The sequence below is a fragment of the Streptomyces sp. NRRL S-495 genome, from assembly GCF_000966955.1.
GTDB lineage: Bacteria > Actinomycetota > Actinomycetes > Streptomycetales > Streptomycetaceae > Kitasatospora > Kitasatospora purpeofusca.
On record NZ_JZWY01000435.1, the window covers coordinates 1 to 10660 of the forward strand.

The 10660-nt window shown below is 73.2% G+C and carries 14 protein-coding genes and 1 riboswitch; of the genes, 3 read left to right on the forward strand and 11 right to left on the reverse strand.

Translation table 11 applies throughout. From position 1 onward, the window contains the following. From VR45_RS22790 to VR45_RS22825, 8 genes are all read right to left on the reverse strand, one after another. On the reverse strand, nucleotides 1–922 hold a 922-nt coding region (locus VR45_RS22790; protein WP_052709296.1), incomplete at its 3' end, for a hemolysin family protein. 289 nt (nucleotides 923–1211) lie between these two features. Continuing rightward, nucleotides 1212–1646 (reverse strand): PH domain-containing protein, encoded by a 435-nt coding sequence (locus VR45_RS22795; protein WP_045941673.1) that lies wholly within the window; start codon nucleotides 1644–1646, stop codon nucleotides 1212–1214. Nucleotides 1647–1770: 124 nt separating this feature from the next. Next, the gene (gene hisG, locus VR45_RS22800; RefSeq protein ID WP_030396371.1) at nucleotides 1771–2619 is read right to left on the reverse strand and encodes an ATP phosphoribosyltransferase; all 849 of its coding nucleotides are present in this window, start codon (nucleotides 2617–2619) and stop codon (nucleotides 1771–1773) included. Nucleotides 2620–2716: 97 nt separating this feature from the next. Then, on the reverse strand, nucleotides 2717–2989 hold the full coding sequence (locus VR45_RS22805) for a phosphoribosyl-ATP diphosphatase (RefSeq protein WP_030306151.1): 273 nt from the start codon (nucleotides 2987–2989) through the stop codon (nucleotides 2717–2719). Between the two features lie 107 nt (nucleotides 2990–3096). After that, a complete protein-coding gene (gene ribH, locus VR45_RS22810; RefSeq protein ID WP_045941674.1) occupies nucleotides 3097–3567 on the reverse strand; it encodes a 6,7-dimethyl-8-ribityllumazine synthase in 471 nt (156 codons plus the stop codon). Between the two features lie 86 nt (nucleotides 3568–3653). After that, nucleotides 3654–4955 (reverse strand): bifunctional 3,4-dihydroxy-2-butanone-4-phosphate synthase/GTP cyclohydrolase II, encoded by a 1302-nt coding sequence (locus tag VR45_RS22815; RefSeq protein WP_078896748.1) that lies wholly within the window; start codon nucleotides 4953–4955, stop codon nucleotides 3654–3656. Next, nucleotides 4952–5596 carry a nicotinamide mononucleotide transporter family protein gene (locus tag VR45_RS22820; protein ID WP_045941675.1) on the reverse strand — a complete coding sequence of 215 codons (645 nt, stop codon included), beginning with the start codon at nucleotides 5594–5596 and terminating at the stop codon, nucleotides 4952–4954. Before VR45_RS22820 ends, VR45_RS22815 begins: the two co-directional genes overlap by 4 nt. Continuing rightward, nucleotides 5593–6270 (reverse strand): riboflavin synthase, encoded by a 678-nt coding sequence (locus VR45_RS22825; RefSeq protein ID WP_045941676.1) that lies wholly within the window; start codon nucleotides 6268–6270, stop codon nucleotides 5593–5595. The genes VR45_RS22820 and VR45_RS22825 overlap by 4 nt, the downstream gene beginning before the upstream one ends. A 221-nt stretch (nucleotides 6271–6491) precedes the next feature. Next, nucleotides 6492–6619: riboswitch (FMN riboswitch) on the reverse strand. 239 nt (nucleotides 6620–6858) lie between these two features. Here VR45_RS22825 and VR45_RS22830 point away from each other — a divergent pair. Continuing rightward, nucleotides 6859–7107: an SCO4226 family nickel-binding protein gene (locus VR45_RS22830; RefSeq protein WP_045941677.1), complete on the forward strand. Its 249-nt coding sequence runs from the start codon at nucleotides 6859–6861 to the stop codon at nucleotides 7105–7107. A 39-nt stretch (nucleotides 7108–7146) separates the two neighbouring features. Here VR45_RS22830 and VR45_RS22835 read toward each other — a convergent pair whose 3' ends face one another. Beyond that, nucleotides 7147–7452 (reverse strand): antibiotic biosynthesis monooxygenase, encoded by a 306-nt coding sequence (locus tag VR45_RS22835; protein WP_159394312.1) that lies wholly within the window; start codon nucleotides 7450–7452, stop codon nucleotides 7147–7149. A gap of 144 nt (nucleotides 7453–7596) precedes the next feature. Here VR45_RS22835 and VR45_RS22840 point away from each other — a divergent pair, with 144 nt between their 5' ends. Continuing rightward, entirely contained in the window at nucleotides 7597–8292 is a 696-nt protein-coding gene (locus VR45_RS22840; RefSeq protein WP_078896749.1) for an MSMEG_1061 family FMN-dependent PPOX-type flavoprotein, read from the forward strand. A 96-nt stretch (nucleotides 8293–8388) separates the two neighbouring features. On the opposite strand, the gene VR45_RS22845 is transcribed toward VR45_RS22840, so the two are convergent. Then, nucleotides 8389–8586 carry a DUF1508 domain-containing protein gene (locus VR45_RS22845; RefSeq protein WP_045941682.1) on the reverse strand — a complete coding sequence of 66 codons (198 nt, stop codon included), beginning with the start codon at nucleotides 8584–8586 and terminating at the stop codon, nucleotides 8389–8391. A gap of 149 nt (nucleotides 8587–8735) precedes the next feature. Here VR45_RS22845 and VR45_RS22850 point away from each other — a divergent pair, with 149 nt between their 5' ends. After that, entirely contained in the window at nucleotides 8736–9149 is a 414-nt protein-coding gene (locus VR45_RS22850) for an HIT family protein (protein WP_045941678.1), read from the forward strand. Between the two features lie 74 nt (nucleotides 9150–9223). Here VR45_RS22850 and VR45_RS22855 read toward each other — a convergent pair whose 3' ends face one another. Next, on the reverse strand, nucleotides 9224–10657 hold the full coding sequence (locus VR45_RS22855; protein WP_052709298.1) for an alkaline phosphatase family protein: 1434 nt from the start codon (nucleotides 10655–10657) through the stop codon (nucleotides 9224–9226). Between the last annotated feature and the right edge of the window lie 3 nt (nucleotides 10658–10660).

The window sequence follows — 10660 nt, forward strand, 5'->3', positions numbered from 1 at the left end:
GCAGCTGGTCGAGCAGCCGCTCGGCGGGGAGGCTCTCGGGCACCAGCAGCGGCGGGACGGCAAGCTCGCCGACCCGGACGGTGCCGCGCCGGGCGGCGGGGACGGCGAGCGCGTCCTTGAGGGTGACGGTGCCGGTGACCTCGTCCAGGGTGTCGGTGTACACCGGGAAGCGGGACAGGCCGGTGGCCCGGGTGAGGTTGAGGACGTCGGCGGCGCTGGCGTCCCGCTGGAGCGCGGAGACGTCCACGCGGGGGGTCATCACGGACTCGGCGGTGAGGTCGCCGAGGCCGAGGGTCCGCACGAACAGGGTGGCCGACTCCTCGTCTATGGCGCCGGCCCGGGCGGAGTGCCGGGCGAGCGAGACCAGCTCGGCGGGGGTGCGGGCGTGGTCCAGCTCCTCCTGCGGCTCGATGCCGAAGGCGCGCACAGTGCGGTCGGCCGAGCCGTTCAGGACCCGGATCAGCGGGCGGCAGGCCCGGGAGAACGCCATGTGCGGGGCGGCGACCGCGCGGGCCACCTGGAGCGGGCGGGAGATCGCCCAGTTCTTCGGGACCAGTTCGCCGATCACCATCTGGACGACGGTGGCGAGCAGCATGCCGATGACCACGGCGACGCCGCGGGAGGCTCCGTCGGAGAGGCCGACAGCACCGAACAGGGGCTTCAGCAGGGTCGACAGCGCGGGCTCGGCGAGCATGCCGACGACCAGCGAGGTGACGGTGATGCCCAGCTGGGCGCCGGAGAGTTCGAAGGAGAGGTGGCGCAGGGCCCGGGAGACCCGGCCGGCCTTGGCGTCCCCGGTGGCGGTGGCGCGCTCGACGGCGCCGCGCTCCACGGTCACGAAGGCGAACTCGGCGGCCACGAAGAGGCCGTTGGCGAGGATGAGCAGGAGGGCCGCGAGAAGCAGCAACCAGGCCGTGATCACAGTGCCGCCTGCCGTCCGTCGGTCGGAGGGTGGGCGGCGCAGGTACTACCGGACGGATCGTCCATGGACGGGGAGTGTCACTCCTCAGGTCGATTTCGGGCAGGGCAATGCCTTTGCCCCGCTTTTGCCAGCGTAGACCATACCCGTGCGACCGTCGGATTCACGTTCGGGCACGGCCGGGCGTCGGATTCCGGTCACCGGACGCCGGTCAGCGGGCGCCGGGCGTCCGTCGGCGGACGGGCATCGGCGGGCAGGCGGGTGCCGGTCCGCGGGTGTCGGTCGGCGGGTGTCAGGCGCCGTGCCGCGCGACCAGGTCGCGCAGGGCGCGGGCGTCGGCGATCGCCTGGTTCCTGCCCACGCCGGGCTGGATGCCGACGGCGGCCAGCGAGGTGCCGTCGGCGAGGTCGAGGGTGGCCCACGGGTCGCCCTGGCGGAAGTTCACGCCGACGATCTCCGCCCAGGCCAGCCGGCGGCGGCGGACGAAGTTGACCACGGTCACGCCCTCTGCGTCGGCGCTGACCCGCGGCCGCGCCAGCATCAGGCCGACGGAGGCGAAGAGCACTCCGCTGAGCACCATCATGATCCGGTCGTTGAGCTGCCAGTTGGCCGGGAGGGCGACCGCGATCACGGCGAACAGCACCACCAGCACGGCGCAGACCGGCAGCAGCACGGCGCGGGTGCGGCGCGGGGCCCAGGTGACGGGGAACTCGGCGGGGGTGGACACGAGGGGCTCCGGGGTGGTTCGAGGGGTGGGGCGGTCGGACGGCGAACGGGGCCGGCCGACGGAAACGGGGTGGGGCGCCGACGGCGGCCCCACCCCATTCAACCGGTGCTTATGCCGGCGCCGCTCAGAGGCGGCAGGCGTGGATGTTGGTGACCAGGATCGCCCGGGCGCCGATGCCCCACAGATCGTCCATGATCTGCTGGGCCTCCTTGCGGAGCACCATGGAGCGGACGGCCACCCAGCCCTCGGTGTGCAGCGGGGAGACGGTCGGCGACTCCAGGCCCGGGGTCAGGGCGACGGCGGCGCCGACGTTCTCGGCGCGGATGTCGTAGTCCATCAGCACGTAGCGGCGGGCCACCAGCACGCCCTGCAGCCGGCGCAGGAACTGGTCGACGCGGGGGTCCTCGCCGGCACCCTTGGGGCGGATCACCACGGAGTCGGAGATCAGGATCGGCTCGCCGAACACCTCCAGGCCGGCGTTGCGCAGGCTGGTGCCGGTCTCCACCACGTCGGCGATCACATCGGCGACGCCCAGCTGCACCGCGGTCTCCACCGCGCCGTCCAGCTTGGTGACGGTGGCCTTCACACCGCGGTCGGCGAGGTGCTGCTCGACCAGGCCGGTGTAGGAGGTGGCGATCCGCAGGCCCTCGAGGTCCGCGACGTCCTCGACCGCCGCGCCGACCGGGCGGGCGAAGCGGAAGGTCGAGCCGGCGAAGCCGAGCGCGAGCACCTCCTCGGCGTTGGAGTGCGAGTCCAGCAGCAGGTCGCGGCCGGTGATCCCGACGTCCAGGCGGCCGGAGCCGACGTAGACGGCGATGTCGCGCGGGCGCAGGAAGAAGAACTCGACCTGGTTGCCCGGGTCGACCAGCACCAGTTCCTTGGAGTCCTTGCGCTGCCGGTAGCCGGCCTCATGGAGCATCTCCGCCGCGGGACCCGAGAGCGAACCCTTGTTGGGCACGGCGATGCGCAGCATGGAGGTCAGTTCCTTACCTGTTCGGTGTGGGTGGGGTTTCCGGGCGGCCGGGGCGGACCGGAGGTCCAGCGGTCCGGCGGACTGGAGGTCCAGTGGTCTAGAGGTACTTGTAGACGTCGTCGAGCGTCAGCCCGCGGGCGACCATCATCACCTGAAGGTGGTAGAGGAGTTGCGAGATCTCCTCGGCGGTCTGCTCGTCGGACTGGAACTCGGCGGCCATCCAGACCTCGGCGGCCTCCTCGACGACCTTCTTGCCGATCGCATGGACGCCCTGCTGGACGAGCTGCGCGGTGCGGGAGGACGAGGGGTCGCCGGTGGCGGCCTTCTGCTGGAGCTCGGTGAAGAGCTCCTCGAATGTCTTCGAAGCCATGATGGGACTCACCATACGGTGTGCGGGCGGACCGGCGGTAAACGATTCCGGACCGTGGACAGTCCGGTGGACGTCCACGGTCCGGGAGTGTGCTCCGGCCCGTCGGCTCAGAGGGCGCGCAGGGCGAGGGCGGTCGCGACGGCCGCGGTGACCGCCTCGTGGCCCTTGTCCTCGCTGGAGCCGGGCAGACCCGCGCGGTCCACCGCCTGCTGCTCGTTGTCGCAGGTCAGCACGCCGAAGCCGACCGGGACGCCGGTGTCCACGGAGACCTGGGTGAGGCCCGCGGTGGCGGCCTGGCAGACGTAGTCGAAGTGCGGGGTGCCGCCGCGGACGACCACGCCGAGGGCGATCACGGCGTCGTAGCCGCGGTCGGCGAGGCGCTTGGCGGCCACCGGCAGCTCGAAGGTGCCGGGGACGCGCAGGACGGTCGGCTCGGCGACGCCCAGCTCCTTGAGGGCGCGGTGGGCGCCGTCGAGCAGGCCGTTCATCACCTGCTCGTGCCACTGGGCGGCGATCACGGCGACCTTGAGGTCGGCGGCGTTGTCGATGGTCAGCTCGGGGGCTCCGTGGCCGCTCATGTGCGGTGCCTTTCGGTGGTTCGGGTTGCGGTGCGGATCAGTACGGGAGGGGGTGTCGGTGCGGGAGGGGTGTCGGTGCGGCCGGGTCAGCCGTCGAGGCCGGGCAGGTCGTGGCCCATCCGGTCGCGCTTGGTCCGCAGGTAGCGCGCGTTGTGCGCACCGGCCGGGATCTCCACCGGCTCGCGGCCCTTGACCTTGAGCCCGTGCTCGGTGAGCGCGGTGAGCTTGTCCGGGTTGTTGGTCAGCAGCGTCAGCGAGCGGACGCCGAGGTCGCCGAGCATCTGGGCGCCGATGCTGTAGTCCCGGGCGTCCGCGGGCAGGCCCAGGTCGAGGTTGGCGTCGACGGTGTCCCGGCCGCGCTCCTGGAGCTCGTAGGCGCGCAGCTTGTGCGCCAGTCCGATGCCCCGGCCCTCGTGGCCGCGCAGGTAGAGCACCACGCCCCGGCCGGCCTCGGCGACCCGCCGCAGCGAGGCCTGGAGCTGGGGGCCGCAGTCGCAGCGCAGCGAGCCGAGCACGTCGCCGGTCAGGCACTCGGAGTGGACCCGGACCAGGACGTCCTCGCCGTCGGGGAGCCGGCCGTCCTCGGCCAGTCCGCCGGCGACCAGCGCGATGTGCTCGACGCCGTCGAGGGTGCCCCGGTAGCCGACGGCGGTGAACTCGCCGTACGCGGTCGGCAGGGCGGTGACGGCGGCCCGGTCGACGTGCAGCTCGGTGCGGCGGCGGTAGGCGATGAGGTCCTCGATCGAGATGATCGCCAGGTTGTGCTCGCGGGCGAAGGCCACCAGTTCGGGCAGCCGGGCCATGGTGCCGTCGTCGTTGACCACCTCGGCGATCGCGCCGGCCGGCGGCAGGCCGGCCAGCCGGGCCAGGTCGACCGCGGCCTCGGTGTGGCCGGGGCGGACCAGCACGCCGCCCTCGACGGCGCGCAGCGGGAAGACGTGCCCCGGCCGGGCGAGGTCGCCGGGGCCGGTGCCGGGCGAGGCGAGCAGGCGCACGGTGCGGGCCCGGTCGGCGGCCGAGATGCCGGTGTCGACGCCGTCCCTGGCGTCCACCGAGACGGCGTAGGCGGTGCCCTTGCGGTCCTCGTTGACCTGGGTCATCGGCGGGAGCTTGAGCCGGTCCAGCTCGGCGCCGGTCATCGGGGCGCAGATCACGCCGGAGCTGTAGCGGACGGTGAAGGCCATCAGCTCGGGGGTGGCGGCGGAGGCGGCGAAGACGATGTCGCCCTCGTTCTCGCGGTCCTCGTCGTCGACGACGATCACGGCGCGGCCGAGCGCGATGTCGGCGACGGCCCGCTCGACCGGGTCGAGGACGAACTCGCCGACGGGGTCCCCGGCCGGACTCGTGATGGGGTGCTCGGCCGGACGCGTGGTGGGGTTCTCGGTCATGCGGAGGCTCCCTGGAGGACGGGGTCGGTCACGGGGTGTGCGGTGCGGCCGCGGAGCCACCAGGCGCGCAGGCCGAGCAGGACCAGGACGAAGTACACGGAGTAGGTGAAGCCGGAGAAGACCAGGCCGTTGTCGAAGGCGAGCGGCACGCCGACCAGGTCGACGGCGATCCAGGCGAACCAGAACTCGACCCAGCCGCGGGCCTGGGCGACCATCGCGGCCAGGGTGCCGACGAAGATGTAGGCGTCCGGCCAGGCGTCCCAGGACAGTTGCGGGACGGCGGTGAAGAGCGAGCCGACCGCCAGGGTGCCGAGCGCGGTGCCGCCGATCAGCACGGCGCGCTCGCGGCCGGTGGCGAAGCGCACGGCGACGTCGCCCTCGCCCCGCGCGCCGCGCTGCCACCTGGTCCAGCCCCACACGGCGGCCGTGATCACCACGATCTGCTTGCCGACGCCGCCGCTGAGGTGGGCGCTCCAGTAGGCGCCGACCAGGACCACGCCGGAGAGCAGTTGGACCGGCCAGGTCAGCCGGGACCGCTGCCAGCCGAGGGCGAGCGCGGTGAGGCCGAGCAGGTTGCCGATGATGTCGGAGCGGTAGACGTCCTGGCCGAGCAGGTGGACGGTGCCGTTGAGCCAGTTCACCGTTCCTCCCCCGGAGTGCCGTCCGTTGCGGGCAGGGGCGGGAGGGTGCGGGCCTCCAGCAGCCGCTCGACGTACTTGGCGAGGACGTCGACCTCCAGGTTGACGCTCTCGCCGACGGCCCTGGTGCCGAGGGTGGTCAGCGCGAGGGTGGCCGGGATGAGGCTGACGGTAAAGCTGTCGCGGGCGGCCTCGACCACGGTGAGGCTGACGCCGTCGACGGTGATCGAGCCCTTCTCGACCAGGTAGCGCGAGACGGAGTCGGGCAGCGAGAACCGCAGCACCTCCCAGCGGAGTTCGCCGGCCGCGTCGCGCTCCCCCGGCTCGCGGCTCAACAGCCGCCCGGTGGCGTCGACATGACCCTGCACCAGATGCCCGCCGAGCCGGGCGCCGAGCGCCATGGCGCGCTCCAGGTTGACCTGCCCGCCGGGCTTCAACTCGCCCAGGCTGGAACGGTGGAGCGTCTCGGCCATCACATCGGCGCTGAACTCGCCGGTACCGGCCGCGAGTTCCTCGGGGGTGTCGACGACGGTCAGGCAGACGCCGTTGACCGCGATGGAGTCGCCGTGCCGCGCGCCCTCGCAGACCACCGGGCCGCGCAGACGGATTCGCGAGGAGTCGCCGATCTCCTCGATCGACACGACCTCGCCGAGCTCTTCGATGATGCCGGTGAACACCCGGGTTCTCCTCGCGCTTGGGGCGCGGACTCCGGGGTGTGGCACGGGAGAAGGACACGGACAGGTGTGGGCGCGGGGGTACGCGGACCGCCGGACGGCAACGGGACCCGTCGCCGGGCTGCCGCCGAACCGGGCGCCGGAACGAGGGGGAACCCCGTCCGTCGCCGCACACCGCCTCCCGCAGTCCACCGGGGGACCACGGGCCCTGCTCACTCGTCCGCCGCGCACGCCTCCCATCCGGACTTTAACCGTCGGTCCAGGAATTTCACCTGGTCAACCGGCCGCTGGCTGCGGACGGGTCGCGGACTGTAACCGCCGGTTCGGATTTTCACCGACCCCGGAGTGCGCTGAACGTCACTGCTACTTCTGCCGTCATTCTGCCATGATCCGCGCGGAGCCAGGGAGAGGTGTCCACTGTGGTCTCTTTCACTCGGCGCCGGGGAATGGACGGCGCGGGGTCGTCGGCCGGGGGCTGCGCTGTCTGCCCGGGGTGCGTCCGGTGGCGGCCCGGGGTGCGTCGGGCGCAGGCTGGTGGTACCGGGGCGGCGGCACTCGCCGTCGCGGGCGACCGCGGGAGGTGCGGGAGCTATGGCCAAGTTCATGGACGTCCACCACGGGATGGCCGGCATCACCGAGGAGCAGTTCCGGATGGCGCACCAGGCGGACCTGGCGATCCAGGCCGAGGAGGGCGTGACCTTCGAGCAGGCCTGGGCCGATCCGGAGTCCGGCCACGTCTACTGCCTGTCCGAGGCTCCGTCGAAGGAGGCCGTGCAGCGGATCCACGAGCGCACCGGGCATCCGGCGGACGAGGTGCACCCCGTTCCGCTGATCGTCTGAGCACGACCGGCGGCGTCCGGATCGTCCGGCCGCGGTGGATCAGGGCGCGGGGACCGGCGTGAAGTGGGTGACCTCCGGCGGGTGGGCCAGGTAGCGCAGTTCGCCCTCCGACCAGACCGGCCGGATCCGCCACATCGGCCCCGCGTAGCCGAGCAGCGCCGCCTCGTCGCGCCAGCGGCTGACCACGAGCACCCGGTGCCCGCCCTCGGTGACGGAGCGCAACAGCTCCCCGCCGAGGCAGCCGTCGGTGCGGCCGAGTTGTGGGAGCACCTTGCTGGTCAACACCTCGCAGAACTCCTCGATGTGCCCGGTCATGACCTGCCCGGCCCAGATTCTGATGATCACGGCGACCACCTGCCCCGAAAGCGTCCTGGCCCATTATCGTCCTGGCCCCATTATCGACGGGAAAACGCTGGTGGCGAGGGGTTCGGGCGGGATTTCCCGACGGCGAACGGCCGCCCCCGCACAGGCTCGGCTACCTTGATCGGTATGACCAGCACACCGGAGTCCGTTGTTCCGTCAACCCCCGGGCCGGATCGGCCCTCCGGCCTGTTCGAGGCGCTCGCCGCCACCTCCGTCCGTGACACGGCCGGGCTGCGGGAGATCTACGAGCAGCCCAGTGACCACGCCAGCCGCAAGCAGGTGGACCGCATCCACGAGGTCGCCCGGCAGCTGATCGCCTGCTCCTCGCTGGTCTTCCTGGCCAGCGTGGACACCGAGGGACGCTGCGACGTGTCCCCGCGCGGCGGCCCGGCCGGACTCGTGTCGGTGCTCGACGAGTTCACCCTGGCGATCCCGGACGCGACCGGCAACAAGCGGCTGGACACCCTCCACAACATCATCGGGACCGGCCGGATCGGGCTGCTGTTCGTCGTGCCGGGCCGGGACACCACCCTGCGGGTCAACGGGCGGGCCTGCGTCTCCACCGACCCCCGGCTGCTGGAGCAGCTGACGGCGGTCGGCAAGCCACCGCGCAGCGCGATCGTGGTCGCCGTCGAGGAGGTCTTCGCACACTGCCCGAAGGCGTTCCTGCGCGCCTCGGCATGGAAGCCGGAGAACTGGCTCGCCAAGGACGCCCAGCCGAGTTCGGCCGAGGTCACGCTCTCGCACCTGGCGGACCCCGAGCTGACCGTCGAGGCGATCGAGCAGAACGAGCGGGAGGCACTGCTCTACCGCTACGAGTAGCGACGCGGGCCTGCCCGGCCACTGGAGCAGAACGACGGTGCGGGGCCGGCCGGGGCGCTCGTGCCGCCCGGGCCGGCCCGGCACGGACCGCCGGGGTCAGGCCGCGGCCCCGGACTTGGCGACGTCCACCACGCTCGCGCCGCTCGCCGCCCGCTGGACGGCCTCCACGCCCTTGTGGGCGGCGTCCTTGCTCGCGTAGCCTTGGCCGGTGGCGACGATCTCGCCGTTGCCCGCCTTGAGCCGGAACCGGTACTTGCCGCCGGCGTCCTCGTACACCTCGAACTTGCCCGCCATCCGGGCCACCTCCTCGTCGACGGGACGCGCCGCGCGCCCCACCTGCACGGTGCGCCCGGCCGCCGCCGGCCCGCACCCGCTCGGGGTCCGGACGGGTGAGCCGGGCGGGAGCGCGTGCCGGGGCGGCCCGGGGCCGGTTGAATGGACGGATGGACTGCGTGTTCTGCGCGGTGGTCGCCGGTACGGAGCCCGCGCACCGGGTGCTGGACGACGGGGTGGCGGTGGCCTTCCTGGACCGCCGGCCGCTCTTCCCCGGCCATGTGCTGGTGGTCCCCCGCGACCACCACCCCACCCTGGCGGACCTGCCGCCGGCGGCGGTGGGCCCGTTCTTCCTGCGGGTGCAGCGGGTGGCGGCGGCGGTGGAGCTCGGGCTGGGGGCGGCGGGGAGCTTCGTCGCGGCGAACAACCGGATCAGCCAGTCGGTGCCGCACCTGCACGTCCATGTGGTGCCGCGCAACCCGAAGGACGGGCTGCGCGGCTTCTTCTGGCCGCGCCGGGCGTACCCGGACGAGGCGGACGCGGCGCTGGTCGCCGAGCGGCTGCGCGCCGCGCTCGCCCCCTGAGCCCGACCGCCGCCCGGGCCCGGGCGGCGGTCCGGCCGTCCGACTCGCTCGGGAGGCGGTCCGGCCCGACCGGCTCAGCCGACCCGGACGTTGTCGAGCACCCAGTACCAGTTGTTGCTGCCGGTGTACCGGAAGCGCAGCCGCAGCCGGCTCGCGCCCGCCGGGACGGCCAGGTCCAGCCGCTGGCGGCCGTTGGTGTCGGCGGTGCAGCTCTTCACCTCGACGGGCGTGCCGCCGTCCCAGACCGCGAGCACCCGGGCGGTCTGGACGCCGTCCGGCCGGTAGAAGGTGGTGAAGGTGACCGGGACGCTGCTCCGGCCCGCCACCGGGTACTCGGGGCTGACCAGGGTGGAGTCGTAGTTCCCCTGGAAGGTCTTGTCGGCCCACTCGTCGGAGTCGGCGACGGCGAAGACGTTGCGGGAGCGGACGTTGAGCTCGCGGTTCTGGTCGCGCTGGGCCTTGGTCCAGAACTCGTCGGTGGTGAACGACCAGCCGCGCCACTCGGTGACGCCGCCGGTGCCCATCGCCGAGTTGTCGACGGACCAGCCGGCCGGCGCGGTGCGGGTGAAGCCGAGGACGCCGGCGGCGATGCCGGTCTCGTCGACCCGGCCGGTGAGCTGCGGGCGCAGCGCGTCGAAGTCGTCCGGGACCAGGGCCGGGATCGGGGTGCCGTCGAGGCCCCAGGCGGGGTCGGCGGCGATGCCGAGGTGGGCCAGGGCGGTGGGCGCGATGTCGACCATCCGCACGTCGTGGCGGACCGAACCGGCCGGGAACGCCGAGCCGTTGGCGATCACGAAGGTCTGCCGCTCCTCCCAGGTGGAGCCGCCGTGGCCGCCGGTGGGGGTGTGGCCGTGGTCGGCGGTGATCATCACCAGCCAGTCCTCCTGGGCGTAGCCGGCCCGGCCCCGGACGGCGGTGAGGATCTGGCCGACCTGGGCGTCCACGCCCCGGATCGCGTCCAGGTAGGCCTGGCTGGCGGAGCCGCTGCTGTGCCCGGCGTGGTCGACGTTGTCGAGCTGGACGAAGACCGCGTCGGGGTTGCCGTCGCGCAGCCGGGCGACGGCGCGGGCGGTGGTGCCGGTGTCGTACTCGGCGGACGGGGTGGCGACCCGGGTGTCGACCCGGCCGGAGTAGATGGTGTCGGCGATCGGCGCCCAGGACGCCACCACGTAGGTGGCGAGCGCCGGGTTCGCCGTCTCGGCCCGGGTCAGGAAGTCCGGGTAGGCGGCGAAGGCGGGGGCGGTGAAGTTGTTGTCGCGGACGTTGTGCTTGTCCGGCCAGACGCCGGTGGCGATGGTGGACCAGCCGGGGCCGGAGGAGGTGCCCGCCATCGGGTTGGTGTAGAGGCTGCTCGCGGCGGTGAGGCCGCCGGCCATCAGGGCGGCGAGGTTCGGGGCGCCGGAGTCCTTGATGCGGGTGAGCATGGTGCCGTCCAGGCCGATGACCAGGACCTTGGGGGTGCGGGCGGCGGCCGCGGCAGCAGTCGCGGGGCTGTCTCTTATACACATCTC

Coding starts and splice junctions, on each gene's coding strand:
- hisG (WP_030396371.1), bottom strand. CDS start 2,619: ATGCTGCGCATCGCCGTGCCCAACAAGGGTTCGCTCTCGGGTCCCGCG.
- VR45_RS22805 (WP_030306151.1), bottom strand. CDS start 2,989: ATGGCTTCGAAGACATTCGAGGAGCTCTTCACCGAGCTCCAGCAGAAG.
- ribH (WP_045941674.1), bottom strand. CDS start 3,567: ATGAGCGGCCACGGAGCCCCCGAGCTGACCATCGACAACGCCGCCGAC.
- VR45_RS22815 (WP_078896748.1), bottom strand. CDS start 4,955: ATGACCGAGAACCCCACCACGCGTCCGGCCGAGCACCCCATCACGAGT.
- VR45_RS22830 (WP_045941677.1), top strand. CDS start 6,859: ATGGCCAAGTTCATGGACGTCCACCACGGGATGGCCGGCATCACCGAG.
- VR45_RS22840 (WP_078896749.1), top strand. CDS start 7,597: ATGACCAGCACACCGGAGTCCGTTGTTCCGTCAACCCCCGGGCCGGAT.
- VR45_RS22845 (WP_045941682.1), bottom strand. CDS start 8,586: ATGGCGGGCAAGTTCGAGGTGTACGAGGACGCCGGCGGCAAGTACCGG.
- VR45_RS22850 (WP_045941678.1), top strand. CDS start 8,736: ATGGACTGCGTGTTCTGCGCGGTGGTCGCCGGTACGGAGCCCGCGCAC.
- VR45_RS22855 (WP_052709298.1), bottom strand. CDS start 10,657: ATGTGTATAAGAGACAGCCCCGCGACTGCTGCCGCGGCCGCCGCCCGC.